Origin of the sequence: Spiroplasma kunkelii CR2-3x (genome assembly GCF_001274875.1) — a bacterium.
GTDB lineage: Bacteria > Bacillota_I > Bacilli_A > Mycoplasmatales > Mycoplasmataceae > Spiroplasma > Spiroplasma kunkelii.
This window is the reverse complement of sequence record NZ_CP010899.1, coordinates 1071487-1087592: the sequence shown is the minus strand read 5'-3', so window position 1 is coordinate 1087592 and position 16106 is coordinate 1071487. Positions and strand designations below refer to the sequence as shown.

The window sequence follows — 16106 nt, the reverse complement described above, 5'->3', positions numbered from 1 at the left end:
TTCACAGATTTAATAATATCAATTCCTTCTAATGAATAAGGGTGTTTATATTTTTTAATGATATAACATTCATTTTTATTGTCTTCACTAATTGGTTCATTAATAGAAATTATTTTTAAGTCTAATGTTTCTAAAAATTCTTTGTCTTGTTTTGAAATATCATTAATTAAAATATCTTTTTTATCAATTATTATATAACTTGTACTATTATCTTGGATTGTGGTATTTTGTTGAATTTGTAATTTAAAATTAAAATTACTAATTTCATAACCATTAATTTTAATATATTCATCTTTATCAATAAAACCGATTTTAACGCTATTTTGAGAGTAGTTTAAGGTTGGTTTTTCCCCTTTGTTTTAAACTGATAAAGAATTTGAAAAATTATTATTTAAAATTACTGGTAAAAGTACTTTTAATTCTGCAAAAATATTAAGACATAAAATTACAATTGAGCGTGATGATTTTGAAAAAGTGGATTTAGAATTATTTAATAAAGATAAATGATGTGATAATATTTTTCAATTTACTAATCAATTAAAAATAAAAAGTATTTTTCAAAATAGATATGATATAATAACTTTAATTAATGGTTTACCTTTAATACAAATTGAGTTAAAAAAACCAGAAATAAATTTTAAAGAAGCTTTTAATCAAATTAATAAATATGCATCAAGTATATTCAAGCAGCAAATTTTGTCTCTTGTTAATTTGATGATAACATCATTTAAAATAAATGCAACTCTTTTTTAAAAAAATAAAATATTTTATAAATATAGCTTAATTTAACCATATTTAAGCACACTAAAAAGGATTTATTAAGTAATTTTAATAAATTTATTTAATATTATGTAAAAATATATCTTTTGCACTTATTCAATTTAAACAGGGCCGTATTTTTTCATTAATTACATCATTAACTACTCAATTTAATTTTTTCTGACTAACTTTATTAAAATCAGTTCCCTTATAAAATCAATGTCTTAATTCACTATTCATATATTCAATTAAAGGTTTTTGCTGTGGTTTACCAGCTTCACAAAAATATACTTGTGTTTCAGCGAATATTTCTAATTCTCTTCATTTATAAAATTCTTTTCCTCTATCAGTTATTACGCCTTTAATTTTTCCAATTAAATTATTTACTTTAACTAATTCTTTAAACTTTTCAAAAACTTCATTAGCAGTATGATTTTCTAATTTTATTGCAAAATATTTTTTACTTGATTGTTCTACTAAAACTAAAAGAGAAGATTGATGGTTTTTACCAACAACAGTATCCATTTCAAATCATCCAACATTAGAAAGTTTATTTTCAATGTTTCAAATTGACTTAAAATTAGTTAATTTACCACGATTATCAATCTTTCCTTTTGTTTTAAATTTTTTACCCCTATATCGTAAATTTTCTTTTTTTAATCCAAACTCACCCAAACGAACTCATTTATAAAAAGTTTTAACACAAGCAGGAAATTTAACATTAAATTTCAAAAAATAACGATAAATAAGTTGCCCAGGTGTATCACGATATTTATTAAATCTAATTTGAATAAAATTTAATTGTTCTTCTGTAAATTCAGGTAGTTTTTTAATACATTTTTTTCGTTTTTTATAATAATCTTTATGTGCTTCAACTGCTGTATAATCTTCTATTTTTTTAAATCGATTAATTTCTCTTTTAACAGTATTAATTCCACGATTTGTTTGTCGTGCTATTTCTGACATATTAATTGTTCCATTTTTCTTTTTACAAGCATTAGAAAATAATAAATCTTCAAATAAATATCTTTCATCATATTTTACATGTGTATAATCTTTCATATATTTTGTCTCTAATCTTTTTAAAGTTATTTATACACTATTTTTTAAAAAACTATTGACAATTATTTTTAAAGTTATAAAATTATAATGTAAACAAGTAGTAAGTTTTGTCTCTTAAAAATGTTTATATCAAAAAAAAGAAAGTAATTAAGTTTACTTTCTTTTTTTTGATGTAAAATAAACATAATAAAAATAATATTAAGTTTTTTAATACATTTTGCTAAGTTTTTAATTATTGATAAGTTTGATATACTCTTTTATTTAATCATATTGTTTAAATAATAGCAATTTTAATATGCAAAAAGGAGTAAAAAATGAAAGAATTTAATCCAAAAACAGCAAGTTTAGCAACTTTTTATCGTAAAATAGAGCAATTTTGAGAAAATAAATCATCTGATAAACCATATACTTTAAATGATTTAACGAATGAATTCAATCTTTCTCGTCATTGAAGACAAGAAATTTATCGGAGCGAAAAGATAGTTCCTTTGCTTGAACGACAAGTTGATAAAATTGAAAGTGAATTAATTAAAGCAATGGTTAAAACACCTGATGGAGTAAAAACATATTGACAACGAGCATTTAATTATAAATATTCACTACAAGAAAAACAATTAGAACAAGAATTAAACTTAAATAATCAACAGCCAATAATAGTTAATTTACAAACTGATATTAGAGATATTAAAAAAGAGAGTGATAATGATGCTTAATCATTTTACTTATTTGTTAGAAACTCCTTATTGGTTATTACAAAATAGTAGTATTGGTAATAAATATCCCTTTGCTAAAAAATATGAATTAGTTAATGAAATTAATCAAATTGGAACACGATATAGTGGTAAGACTATTTCAAATATTAAAATGTTTGGTGAATTATTAAAAATTAGTTTATTAATTAAACAACAAATTTGTATCATTGCTAGCATGTATTGGAGTAAAGATTTAAAAGATAGTGTATTTCAAAATATATGAAATATGTTAGATGAAAATCATATTCCTTATACTATTAATTTATCAAATTTTACTTTTACTTTATCAAATGGTAGCAAAATATATTGTAAAGGTTTACATTCACCAAGTCGAAAAGAAAAATTAAAAGCTTTTGCTGATTTGAATAAATATAAATTAGTTATTGATTGAAGAGAAGAATGTGACCAATTTCAACAAAAAGATTTAAGTGATTTAGAATTTGCTATTCGTGGTTATCAAAATAAAATAACAATTAATACTTGTAATCCTGAAAGTTTAAAAAGATATATTGTTGGTTATTGTAATGAATTATTACCTTTTAATGAAGAAATAATGCGTAGTAAATATGAACAAATTAAATACATCGAAAAATGAAATATGAAGATTATTATTCATTCTTCTAGTTGAAGACTTAATTATGAATTACCACAAGATAAAGTTAATGAACAATTAAGATTAGAACAATTAGATATTGAAAGAGCAAGAGTATGAAGTTGAGGTTTACCAGGTAATACTAGTGGTTCAATTTTTGCAAGATATATTTATATTATGCAAGCAACAGATATTATTCAACCAACAAAATTATTGGGTGGAGTTGACTTAGCAAACTCTACTAGCCCAAAAGGACATACAACAGCAGCTAGTTTTTGACTATATAATTTATTTGATAAAAAAGCATATAAAGTCGCAGAATATACTCATTCAAATGCTACACAACAATTTAAAGGACCATTAGAACAAGTAAAAGATATTTTAGAGTTTTATAATAATCAATTAAATCAATATTTTAATTTAATACAACAAGGTATATCAATTAATGTTGACGATAGTGCTTATGCAATATTAGAAAGTTTAAATCGAGAAAAATATAATTATAGTTTTGGTCAATATATGACATTTAAACCAGCACAAAAACAAAAATTTAAAGTAAAGCATCGTATTGAAGCATTTACAATGTTAATAAATACTAATCAATTAAAATGATTATGAGAAAAATGTCCTGTAAGTAAAAATCAATATGAATTAATTCAATGAGAAGATAAAGAAGATTCAAGGGAAGAAAGAATGCTAGACTTATATGATGATACATTTGATAGTGATTTTTATGCTTTACACTTTAAATTAATACCAATGGTTAAACATAATAATTCACCAGATTATAAATTATGGCAACAAAGGGAGTGAATAACTTAATGAAAAAAGATATTTATGTAATACATGATGAGCGTGTAATAAATGCAAAAAGACCATATATGTCTGTTTGTGGACAAGTTAAAAAAAGACTTTGTCAAGAATTAAAAAAAGATAATATTGCAATATGTAAATTAAATTTATATAACGAATATATTAAAAAATATAAAAAAGTTAAAGTATGTGTAAAAGTTTTATCAAATGAACCTAGTTTATTAACTGTAAATATAATTAATTATGGACTTATTTTAAAATTAAAGGAGCAAAATAATAATGAATAATAGTACATACCCCGCTTTACCAAACTTAAATGATATAAATAGTGTTTTAAAATATTATAATTATGATTGAACAATTAATTTAGCAAATATTATTGCTCGCCATCAAATGCGTTTAGTAAATGGTAAAGATATATTATTTAAGTCTCATCGTAAAGACATTTTAGAAAAATTAAATTGATGATATGAAACTTATAAAATAAAAGAGAAATTAGATAAAAATGAATTAACAGCAAGTTTAATGGGTAAAACTATTTTTGGTTTATTAGAAACTAGTGATGGTAATATTGATTTATGAATTAATCCATTTAACTTTACTTCAAGAGTAAGTAAAATAAATGAAATTGAACAAGGTGCTGATATTTGATTAAATTATCATCAATCAGATAGTGGTTTTATTTTAAATTTAATTTGTACTAAAGATAAAATAATTATTAAAGGTTGACCTAAAAATAATGAAGTAGTTGTTGGTCAAAGTAAAACAGAAATTAAAGATTATGTTAAACCTATTTTAGTACAAGAATTTAAAAATAAATTAGGTATTATTCCTTTTTGAGAAATGATAAATGAACCTAATCCATTATTTTTATCAACATCAACTACATTAAATCCATGACCTACAATGTCAAATTGTTATAAATTACAATTTGATTTAGAAGATAGTTTTAATATTAAATCAAAAGAAAGATATGCAAATCGTACACACTGATATGGTCAATTAGATGATAATTTAATGACTGCTTATAATAATGGTAATAAAAAAGTATTACAAGATGTATTTGGTGATATTTTTATTCAATCAGGTCAAACAGCAGCAGATGGAACATCATCTCAATCTTTACAAGTAGTACAAGGTACACCAATTTTAGAAACATATACACAAGACCAAAAATCTATTATTGAACAAGTATATATAGCATGTAATTTTTCTAGTCCTTTTGGCGATGCTTCAGATAGTGAAGAAAATAAAACACAATCATTAATAAAAAAAACAAAAGACTTAGAAAAACAAGCATATTTACAATCATATCGTAAACAATATTATACTAAGATGTTTGATATTGTTTTAAAATATTATGGTTTATGAGATGGTAATGGTGAACGGCCTTATGGTTTTGATTTTGTTAGTGCTAGCTTAGTTGACCAAATGCGACAAAATGAATTAATTACTGCTAGATTAGACAATGGAACAATGGAACCAATAAGAGCAATTACTGAATATGATAATATTGATGAATTAGAAGCAACTAAATATTATGAAAAAATTGAAAAATGACAAGATAAAATGCAAACCAAAGAAATAGAACATAATAATAAATTACTAGAATATGATGAAACTGGTAATAATCAAAATGCCTTACAAGGTAGAACAGAAATTAAGGAGGATTAAAAAATGAGTAGAATTAACCCAGGTGTTATGGAAGAATTAAGAAGAAAAGCCCATGATACTTTAATAGATATTAGAGAAAATATACGAGATAATAGACATTGAATGGTATTTCCTTTTAATGTTTATAGCTCATATATTCCTGATACAGAAACAGGTTGAAAACCTAATAATGCTAAACCTAGTGATTATGGGAGTTATACCCGTATATTTGATAATATGGAAAGTACTATTGCACAATGACAAGGTAGTTTAAAAATAGTTCAAAAATATAAAGGTAAAGAAATTAATATATTAATGATTGATGATTTTAATAAACAACCAGTTGACTCAACAATATGAGCCAATAATGAAACACCTTTTGCGATAAAATTAAAAGATGAAAATGAAAATAATTATTGAAAATTAATTGATGGTGAAAATATTTATGATATTAATAGAATGTTAGAATATTTAAAACAATATAAATTAAGTTATTTTATAAATAATGATAATAAAGCAGATAATTTTTATACAAAAGAAGTTAAAGTTGGTAAATATTGAGATGCTTATATGATTGATGATAGAAGTTCAATTCAATTTGGTGAAGCCAAATTTGAACAAGTATTTACTCAGCAATCAACAGAAAGACAATATACTTTATTAATTTTAGATGAAGATTCTGAAAAATTAAATATTAATGATTATTATAATTTTTATACTGTATTTAATGACCGTGGTTTAAATATTGGTGGTGGTGATATTAATTCTGCCCCACAAGATAGACAATGATTATATCCATCAAATGTTATTAATTATTATTCACCTTATGATGGTAGTTTCTTATGACAAGAAATTACATTTTCAAGTATTAATGACAAAATTAGTCATAGTGGTTTATCAGTAAGACAATTTATACAAACAAGTGCTCCTGGTGAAGGTTATTGTTTTCCTAAAATAACTTATGATGAAAAACTAAATAAAGGCATTGTTGAATTAGATAATATTTTATTAAAAGACCCAGGGGTTAGAGCAATGGCAGTTAAATTTTATGGTAATCCAATTTTATTTGATATGCCTGTTATTGGGCGACCAATTATTAAAGGTGAATTTAATAAAAAAGTAATGAATTCTCGTGATTTATTAATGTATAACATGTATCCTGCTCCACCTGATAAAATAAATACTTATGCTTCACCAGAAGTAAGTTGATATAATATTCAAGGTATACAACCAACAATGATAACTGGTTATGAAGATTGAAAAAAAGATATGGAAAGTAGATATGACTTTTGAAATCAAAAAAATAGTGAGGGAATTGTAATAACTGATAAAGTAACATCAACTGCAACTAATCCAACTGTTGGAACAACTATTAATGAAGAAGATAATAACTCTGAATTTTATTGGTCTAAAAGTTGAAAAATAACACCACCATCAAAAGTAAAAGTAAATAGTGGTAGTCATTAAAAACTAAAATAACAGCACAAGCACAATGTAAAAAAGATTCATTTAATAATTTATTTTATGATGAATTTTATGATGTTTATTATGAAACTGAGATTGATTTAAAACAAATTGACCCAACAATTCAAAGTATTGAAAAATTTAAAAGTGCTTATAAAATAATAGAAATAAGTAATTTAGGTAATTTACAAGTTGAATGTGGACAACCCGATATAGAGAATTTTATTCCTGATAGAAATATTAATATTTTAGGTGGTATAGGTATTTGTAGTGATGATTTGGGGTCATTATCCAATATAACTTTACAAGAAAGTGGTCGTTCACAAACTGATAAAGTTAATTTTGAAAATATAAGAACTTTGTATACAGATAATATAACTAATGAAGTTCAAACATTTGAACCTATTGCATATACTAATGGACTGCCAAGTGGAAATTATCAAAATATATATTCAACAAACAAGCCTTTGGGAGAAAATATATTCTTTAATTTTTTACTTCAAATAACGAAATTATCTAATACTGATAAAGATAAAATTAAAGAAACATATCTACAAGCATATTATACTAATGATTTAAAATTAAAAATTAGAATATCAAAAACCATACTTGCCAAATTAGCAGGTACTTCAAAAACCCATTGAGATTATTGAGGTAATAATAAAGATATAACAATAGATGTTTCTAATCCAAATGTTTTGGGAATTAGAAATAAAGGCAATAGTCCAATTAAAATTACAATTAAACCAAGATAAAGAATAAATAAAAAAAGTAGAGTAAGCTGGACTAATCCACTGGGCCTATTACTTTTAAAATAGGGACTTACTCTACTTTTATTAATTTAATTATAACATAAAAAAGAGGTTTTACATCTCTTTTTCTATTCTCCTAACTTTTACATTACCATCATTATCAATTATTAAGTCGGGTAATTTTTGTTCTTCACCATTTCAACGATAGATTGATTTAAAGTAAGTTCCATCATCTTTATTTCAACTACTATATTCTTTATTTGCAATTGTATGTAAATCATTACTTACTCTGTGTAATTCTGCATTACTATATGATTTATCTATTAAACTATTAGTTCTGTCTAAACCAACATCTTTATATTTTTTTAATGTTCATTTATCTAATTTTAGGCCTTTTCATATAATAAAATATCATTTATTATCAACCTTATTAAATGGTTTTTCTTGTGGTGCTATTCATTCTAAATTATCTTTAATTTCTTGGTTAGTAGTATTTATTTTGTTTTCTTCTTTTAATTTTGTTAATTCTTCAGGTGTATATTCTTGTTTTTTGCTACAAGCAACTAAACTTGTTGTGCTTGTTCCCACTAAACTAATTGCACCAAATAAACTTAATCATTTTTTCATTGTAGAATTATCCCCCTTATTGTCACCATCTTACCATATTATTTTAATTTAGTGTATACTGTAAAACTAAACGATAAAAAGTTAATAAAAATATAACAAATTAAAAATAAAAATCAATAATTATAAAAAATAACAAATTAAAAATAATATTTTTAATATTTTAAAATTAAATATAACAAAAAAATAGATTTTATTAATCATACACAAATATTAATTTAATTTGAAAAAATTTTTTTAAAATATTGTCTTGATGTAAAATTTCCCAAACAAGGTCTAATTGTAGTTAATAAAGTTGGCATAATACATCTCCTTTCATAAATTAAAAAATTGAAATTTGTAAACTCGCTCCGCTCGTTATTGCTTTGCTCCATTAAAAAACACTATTTAATAAATTATCCGCTAATAAATTACGCGGAATAATTTATTCTTTACTTTTTAATTTCAATATTTTTTTGCAATATTATTAACAGTATTAATAACATTATCTTTACCATACTTTTTCACTAGCGACTGCAAAATAAAATATTGCTTTGTTTACATAATTTCAACCTCCTATAATTAACTTAAAAAAGTTAATTAAATTAATAGTTAACTTTTTATCGGTTGGCATTTACAATTTACACATAATTTAAAAATTGCTTCAATTTTTACATTTGAAGCAAATGAAGATTTAAATAATAAAGTTTTTTCTTTTAAAATAGAATTAGAAAAAATAATTAAAGATTATAATATAAACTTTGATACTAATTTTAATATCAGCAGATTTAATGATTATTTTATCGATTTACAAAAAAGTTAAAAACAAAGAAATTGATTTATTAATTGTTGTTGATATGTTTTTAACAGGTTTTGATTCACCCATAACTAGTGCATTATATTTAGATAAATTATTAAAATATCATAAATTAATCCAAGCATTTTCACGAACAAACAGAATTATAAATATTAATAAACCATTTGGTAATATTATTTGTTATTAAACTACTAAAAAAACTGTTGATGAAGCAATTTTATTGTTTTCTAATAGTACAACTACTGATCAAATATTAATTAAACCATTTTATTATTATGAACTAGAATTTATTAAGTTAGTGAATAAATTAAAAAAAGATTATAATTGTGCTTATGATGTAGGAAATGATGGTGACGAAGTTAAAATTAAAGAATTTATTTTTTTATTTAAAGAAATAGCAAAAATATTATTAAAATTAGAAACATTTATTGAATTTGATATTAATCAAAGTAAATATAATTTTAATAAAAATGAATATAATGAATTTAAATCTCGTTATTTATCATTTAGTAATGAAAAAAATAAAAAAGAAAAATTATCTGTTTTAGCAGATGTTGATTTTGAATTAGAATTAATTTATAGTAATAAAATTAATGTTTATTATATTTTAGAATTACTAAAAAAAATAGATTTAAATAATATTAAAAGAAAAGAAAAACAAATTAAAGAAATAAAAAAAGAAATATTAGACTCAACTGATCAAGTATTAAAATCTAAATCATAATTAATAAATTAATTTATTGAAAGAGTTATTCCAACTCTTAAAAATACCGCAGATTTAGAAGTATTATACCAATTTAAAAGAAAATATTAAAGTTTCTTTTGATGAAACAGGGTATTTTTATCAATCAAAATACTAATACAAATTTAGACAGTTTAATATTTAATACTTTAACTGGTTATCAAAGTGATTGCAAAGAAACGGATAGTAAATATCGATTATCAATCAATTATCATTAGATGTACCACTTTTTTGAGGTGAAATTAACCAAAGTAAAGTAAAAAGTTTACTTAGTTTAAAACCAACTTTATTAATTGTAAGTATTTTAGATATTTTTGCTGCAAAATGTGACAAAGGAATTGATGCTGTTAACACAAATCTTGCTCAGCCAAAGACATGACAAGGGATTAGTGCAATTGTCACTATTTTTCTTCCTAAAATTAAGTTTTTCTTAGGTCCACAATTAATGAATTATTCTGGTTCTAATATTTTACGTGATTTTGTAATAAGTAATACTGAGTTAAAAAATAATGATGTTACAATGAGTGCCGGAATAGTTAAATTACAATTTAAAACTCCTGGGCAAGATGATAAGTGAGAAAATTTTAGTGCAATTATTGATAAAAATAATACTCCTAACTTAACACAAATTTTAAATGCTGTTGACTTTAAATTAAGTTTTACAAATGTTAAATTTAAAGTTACAACAAAAACTAATGACAAAATTGCTTATAAAACTAGTGATGAATCTCATTTTAATTTGTGGTTATCAGATAATTATGAATAATATATATAATGAAAAAGTTTTCAATTAAAAATTGAAAACTTTTTTAATTCTTTTTTTTGTTTATAATTAATTTAGAATAATGTACAAAAAATAAAAGGAGTTAGATTATTAATGAAAAAAATATTATTAATATTAACTAGTTTAGGAACTATAATATCACCTAGTTTTAATTTAATTGCTTGTAATCCGCCACAACAATATGAAAAAAATATTTTACAAACATTTCAAATTAATACTAACCAGACAGGACCTGACATTCTTAATAATCTTCATACTTTTATGCAAACACGATATAATCTAAAGGAAGAGCCAACAGCAGTTAAAATTGCTAAATATGAAATTTGATATAATAATAAAAATATTAATAACGACAAGACAACAACTGTTACTCGTGATAAAATTATTAATATTATTATTAAACTAGCACCTCCTGATAAAACAATTCAATTTGATCAACAAAATTTAGTTCAAGAAGGTTTTATTTTAGGTGGTACTTATAAAGTTAATATTAAAGTAACTGATGTCAATAAGCAGGATATTAAAACAGTAATTGTTAATGATTTAAAATTAGCAGCACATGAAGAGGAAAAATATGTAGCTTTAAATAATGAGATAGAAATTTTAGATGTAGTTCGAGATTCTATTAATCAACGCTTGTCAATTACTGCTTCGAATAATGACTTTGTTTTAACAAATGACCAAGTTCCACAAAATAAACAAGTTCCTAATACGATTATTACTTTTACAGTCACTGCGACAACAAGTAGTAGTTTAATTCAAGGTTCATTTACTTTTAGTAGTATTTTATTTGCCCGCAAAGATATTTCTAGTGTGGAAATTAACAAAATGTTAATTGTTTCAAATCCAAAGTTAACATATCAAGCGTTGAACCAAAATCCAGAAATATTAGATGCTATTATTGGCACCATTAATAATAAATTACAAATTACAATTACAACAAATGATTTTATTGTTACAAATAATCAAGAGGATGATAAAAAACAAGAGCCAAGTCAAAAAGTAAGTTTTATTGTTAAAGCAGCAGAAAGTAGTAATTTAATTAATGGAAGAGTTACTTTTACTGTTGAGTTGCAAAAATTAAATATAAGTTCAGTTACGATAGCAAAAATTGCTTTGATTGCCAATCCGGATGCTGATTATCAGGAATTAAATCGAGATGCTAATTTAATCAAGGAAGTAAGAAAAGCAATTGATACAACATTTTCAATTAATGTAACAGTTGCTGATTTTAAAATTACTAATAATCATGATAAAAGTTCTGATGACCAAACGCCAGGAGAAATGATTGAATTTACGGTAATGGCTAATGAAAATAGTCAATTAATTACTAACAGGTTTACTTTTAAAATAACTTTATTATCAAAAGAGATTTCATACTAAAAATTATTGCAATAGAAGAGAAAACTAAAATGATTGAAAAATTAAGAAATAATGATTTAAAAATAGTAAGTCGAAAAATTATTAATGATCAATTGCAAGAATATTACTATAATATTACCATAATAATATTTCCTTTCAACCACCAAAGAAACAATTCCAATTAATTATTCGTTGAATGATGTTTTTAAGACCTTTTTTAGTATTATGGGAATTTTTATTATTTTATTTGTCGTAAAAAATATTAAATTAATTTTAATATGAATTCCTATTTTAATGTTTTTAATTGGTCTTGCGCTGATTATCACAGTTTGCTATTATAATTATTAAATGGACACGATTATTAAAATTATCAGATCAGACTATAGATAAAATTGATTTAGTGATAATTTATAATTTAGCATTAGAAGAATATTTTACTTCTGAATTAACATTATTAGGAATTATTAAAATATTTAAACCATTACCAACACTTTTAATTAATTTTAATAATAACACTAAAATTAATTTTGTGTTTAATTTAACTCATTTTAGTGTAAATATTTCCTTTGGAACAATTACACATAAAGTTTCAACTAAAATTAAAAATAAGGTTGATAAAGAAGAATTTTATCGTATCCGAATTTTCACAATTCAACCGTATCATAAATTAACAGGACAATTTACAATGCCACCACGCGGGATAACAACTAAATTTTTTAATCCATTAAATTATATTAATTTACAAGATAATTTATTTGAAGAAAAATTTTTAGTTGGTGGTACATCTAAACGAGCAATTAAAACAATTTTAACACCACAAGTTCGAAAGAATTTATTTATTTTAGCAGGAAAAGTGCCAACCATTCCAGCAGTTGATGTTGCTGAGGGGGTTTTAACGTTCTTATTTCAATCTTATTTAGTTAAAAGTTGAAATGATAAAAAAATGGCATTAACAACAGTAGAATTTTCCGGAAAATTTGATAATCTTATTCAAGATATTCTTGCAAAATTTGAAATTGATATTTTTTGATTAAAAAAATGTTTTACATGGTTAAATCAATTTGAGATTATGATTGTCTAGTAAATAATTTTATAATTACTTATTTTATTTAATAATTACAAGAAGAAAGATGATAATAAATGGGAGAAAAGTTTTTTACAAATCAAAATCAGCAAAAATTATTAGTTGAATTAAATAATGAAATGTGTACTGCTGATGAAGTATGCTTTGTTTTTCCTTTTATTTCAAAGGCAATTATTAATAAAATTGAAGCATCAATTAAACATTGCTGAATGCAAAAAATTCCAATTCGAATTATTACAACAACTTTTGATGATTTAGCAGAATACAATAATTTATTAGAATTGACCCGTTTAGTAACAACTTATGATAATATCCAAGTTAAAGTTGAAGATAATTTAGAAAAACGAAGTGAACGAATTCATATTAAAGCTTCCCTTTTTAAACGATTCCATGGTATTTCAACCGTAATTCTTGGTTCTTCAAATTTAACTTATAAAGGAATGGTTACTGGGCGAGAATGAAATATTAAGTTAACAACCAAAAATAATCCTAATTTAGTTACTGAAATAATTGATGAATTTGAGCATTTATGAAATGAAGTTTTAGTTGATTTTAATGATGAAATCGCACGTAAGCATTTATTAGAACGTATTACTCAAAATCAATCAATGCGAATTGCAACAATGTTTAATGATACTGCAACTGAAATTTTAACCATTCGAAAATACTTATATGATTTTCAAAAAGCAATTGTGGCAAAATTACAGTATCGTCGTCGTTGTGGTAAACAAGCACATTTAGTAATTATGGCAACGGGAACGGGGAAAACTGTTGTTGCTGCTTTTGATTATTTACACCAATTACAAGAAAATAATCATCAACCCTTGAAGTTGTTGTTTTTGGCTCATCAGAAAGAAATTTTAGACCAAGCCTTACAAACTTTTCGCAATGTTTTGATGGATCAAACTTTTGGAGAAGTAATGTATGAGGGTAAAGTAATACAGAATCAAACGCATATCTTTGCAACTATTCAAACCATGGCAAGTCGGTTACCACAGTTTGCGGCAAATTATTTTGATGTGGTTATTTTTGATGAAGCACACCATATTGCTGCTACAATCTTTGACCAAGTTTTTAATTATTTTCAACCACAACAAATACTTGGATTAACAGCAACACCAGAACGAGAAGATGGTAAGTCCATTAAAAAATATTTTCTTGATGAATATGCCGAAGAATTACGACTATGAGATGCAGTTAATCAACGTTTATTATGTCCATTTGATTATTATTGTATTGATGATAATACAGTTGATTTAATTGGCGTTGATTTAAACTCTGATAATGAACTTTTTAAAAAGTTAAATACGAATGTTCGAAATGAGTTATTATTAAAAATGATTGATAAATATATTGGCTTATATGCAAAACCAGTTGCCTTAATTTTTTGTGTTACAACTGAACATGCTAAATTGGTAGCAACATATTTACGAACAAACCATTTACGAGCAGATTACTTAACATCTGAAAATCGTGACTACCGCGCGCGGATTTTACATGAATTTAAAACAGGGCGAATTAATTATTTATGTGTTGTTAATATGTTTAATGAAGGAATTGATGTACCAGAAATTAATATTATTATTTTATTACGACCAACAAATTCAAAAACAGTTTATTTACAACAACTTGGGCGAGGGCTTCGTAAAACAGAATTAAAAAGTCGTTTAGAAGTTTATGATTTAATTAGTAATATTGATAGCAAATATGATATTACTGTTGGAATTAAAAACTTATATGATTCGAAATTAACATCAATAAAGGGACTGTTAGCTAATGAAGGACTGCCTTATAATTGTACAATTACCTTAGAACAACGCTCACAAAAAATTATTTTAAATAACTTACAAAAATGATATGATAATCGGGCTCGAATTAAAACCCATATTCGTGAATATTATCAAAAATATCACGAGTCAGGATTAAAACATTTACTAACTGATTATGATTTATCCTTATACCAATTTTATAATTATGTTAACGATTTTTATGTTAAAATTGGCCGAAATATTATGCATTATCATCAAAATGAAAATAATACTAATCGTAATAAAAATATTTTAAAACAATTTTTATTTTTAGATAGTTATCCAATTATTAATTATTTTATTTTACGTTTAAGTAAAACTATTACTGCTGATGCAATTAACCTTGAATATGATAATTTATTAATAACATCATTATTATATGAAGTAACAAGTATGAATGTTTTTACGCAATTATTTCCAAATTATTTAACGATTCCTGATTTAGTAACTTATTTTATTGACCAGCATCAAGTGATTGTCGCTGAATTATTGTTACTTTTACAATATAAATTAGAACATGAAACATTAAAAATGTATTCTAGTGCAGCAACACCATTATTACCCGGAACAACTTATACTGTAAAACAAGTATTATCCGTAATTGGTCGAACTAATTTTTTATTATTACGAGGTGAATTACGAATTATTGCTTTTCAAGCAGGATATCTAACATTTGATCAAACAAAACAAGTTATTTTGGCGGATGAAGATGGTAGTGGTTATGGAAAATTAACCAAATATTTACCTGATCAAAAGATATTTTATTGGTCAATTCCAGAAGTGATGACAATGGCTAATAAATTAGTGCGAGATATGCAAAATAGTGCAATAATCAAATACTTATTTTTACAAAATAAAATTAATTTAAAATGACCAAATTTAGGATTAAAATTATATTCTTTTGTTGGCTTTGGCAAGTATGACACAATGTTAACAGACAATTATCTTACTGCAAAATTTTTTGTTCAACTTGAAGAAGAATAGATGATATTAAAATGTATTATTTATAATTGTAAGTAAAAAAGATTAATACATTTCACCAGTTAAACAAAAATGTAT

At 23.7% G+C, this 16106-nt stretch carries 15 protein-coding genes and 1 pseudogene; 14 read left to right on the top strand and 2 right to left on the bottom strand.

All coding sequences use genetic code 4. From position 1 onward, the window contains the following. The first annotated feature begins 474 nt into the window (after nt 1-474). A complete protein-coding gene (locus tag SKUN_RS05930; protein ID WP_053391252.1) occupies nt 475-753 on the top strand; it encodes a type I restriction endonuclease in 279 nt (92 codons plus the stop codon). Between the two features lie 84 nt (nt 754-837). Here SKUN_RS05930 and SKUN_RS05925 read toward each other — a convergent pair whose 3' ends face one another. Beyond that, nucleotides 838-1821 carry an IS30 family transposase gene (locus tag SKUN_RS05925; protein WP_053391251.1) on the bottom strand — a complete coding sequence of 328 codons (984 nt, stop codon included), beginning with the start codon at nt 1819-1821 and terminating at the stop codon, nt 838-840. Between the two features lie 314 nt (nt 1822-2135). On the opposite strand from SKUN_RS05925, the gene SKUN_RS05920 reads away from it, so the two are divergent. The 6 genes from SKUN_RS05920 to SKUN_RS05895 all read left to right on the top strand — a co-directional run bounded on the left by SKUN_RS05920 (nt 2136) and on the right by SKUN_RS05895 (nt 7850). Next, nucleotides 2136-2534 carry a hypothetical protein gene (locus tag SKUN_RS05920; RefSeq protein ID WP_053391205.1) on the top strand — a complete coding sequence of 133 codons (399 nt, stop codon included), beginning with the start codon at nt 2136-2138 and terminating at the stop codon, nt 2532-2534. Then, on the top strand, nt 2524-3987 hold the full coding sequence (locus SKUN_RS05915; protein ID WP_053391250.1) for a PBSX family phage terminase large subunit: 1464 nt from the start codon (nt 2524-2526) through the stop codon (nt 3985-3987). The genes SKUN_RS05920 and SKUN_RS05915 overlap by 11 nt, the downstream gene beginning before the upstream one ends. Next, complete coding sequence (locus SKUN_RS05910) at nt 3987-4265, top strand: hypothetical protein (RefSeq protein ID WP_053391202.1); 279 nt, start codon at nt 3987-3989, stop codon at nt 4263-4265. The genes SKUN_RS05915 and SKUN_RS05910 overlap by 1 nt, the downstream gene beginning before the upstream one ends. Continuing rightward, nucleotides 4258-5652 carry a hypothetical protein gene (locus tag SKUN_RS05905; protein ID WP_053391249.1) on the top strand — a complete coding sequence of 465 codons (1395 nt, stop codon included), beginning with the start codon at nt 4258-4260 and terminating at the stop codon, nt 5650-5652. The genes SKUN_RS05910 and SKUN_RS05905 overlap by 8 nt, the downstream gene beginning before the upstream one ends. Nucleotides 5653-5655: 3 nt before the next feature. Further along, entirely contained in the window at nt 5656-7098 is a 1443-nt protein-coding gene (locus SKUN_RS05900; protein ID WP_053391248.1) for a hypothetical protein, read from the top strand. A gap of 275 nt (nt 7099-7373) precedes the next feature. Next, on the top strand, nt 7374-7850 hold the full coding sequence (locus SKUN_RS05895) for a hypothetical protein (RefSeq protein ID WP_053391247.1): 477 nt from the start codon (nt 7374-7376) through the stop codon (nt 7848-7850). 111 nt (nt 7851-7961) lie between these two features. Here the strand turns inward: SKUN_RS05895 and SKUN_RS05890 are convergent, their stop codons facing one another. After that, nucleotides 7962-8474, bottom strand: a complete 513-nt coding sequence (locus SKUN_RS05890) for a lipoprotein (protein WP_053391246.1) — start codon at nt 8472-8474, stop codon at nt 7962-7964. A gap of 598 nt (nt 8475-9072) precedes the next feature. Here SKUN_RS05890 and SKUN_RS11830 point away from each other — a divergent pair. The 7 genes and pseudogenes from SKUN_RS11830 to SKUN_RS05855 all read left to right on the top strand — a co-directional run bounded on the left by SKUN_RS11830 (nt 9073) and on the right by SKUN_RS05855 (nt 16031). Further along, a pseudogene (locus SKUN_RS11830) lies at nt 9073-9454 on the top strand (type I restriction enzyme subunit R domain-containing protein). A 33-nt stretch (nt 9455-9487) separates the two neighbouring features. Then, nucleotides 9488-9991 carry a type I restriction endonuclease subunit R, EcoR124 family gene (locus SKUN_RS05880; RefSeq protein WP_053391244.1) on the top strand — a complete coding sequence of 168 codons (504 nt, stop codon included), beginning with the start codon at nt 9488-9490 and terminating at the stop codon, nt 9989-9991. Between the two features lie 101 nt (nt 9992-10092). Next, nucleotides 10093-10227: a hypothetical protein gene (locus tag SKUN_RS11425; protein ID WP_268794818.1), complete on the top strand. Its 135-nt coding sequence runs from the start codon at nt 10093-10095 to the stop codon at nt 10225-10227. Nucleotides 10228-10454: 227 nt separating this feature from the next. Next, nucleotides 10455-10775, top strand: a complete 321-nt coding sequence (locus tag SKUN_RS05870) for a hypothetical protein (RefSeq protein WP_053391242.1) — start codon at nt 10455-10457, stop codon at nt 10773-10775. A 111-nt stretch (nt 10776-10886) separates the two neighbouring features. Continuing rightward, on the top strand, nt 10887-12176 hold the full coding sequence (locus SKUN_RS05865) for a spiralin repeat-containing protein (RefSeq protein ID WP_053391241.1): 1290 nt from the start codon (nt 10887-10889) through the stop codon (nt 12174-12176). A gap of 379 nt (nt 12177-12555) precedes the next feature. Continuing rightward, nucleotides 12556-13236 (top strand): hypothetical protein, encoded by a 681-nt coding sequence (locus SKUN_RS05860; protein WP_158500801.1) that lies wholly within the window; start codon nt 12556-12558, stop codon nt 13234-13236. A 59-nt stretch (nt 13237-13295) separates the two neighbouring features. Then, nucleotides 13296-16031 (top strand): DEAD/DEAH box helicase family protein, encoded by a 2736-nt coding sequence (locus tag SKUN_RS05855; RefSeq protein WP_053391239.1) that lies wholly within the window; start codon nt 13296-13298, stop codon nt 16029-16031. The last annotated feature ends 75 nt before the right edge of the window (nt 16032-16106 follow it).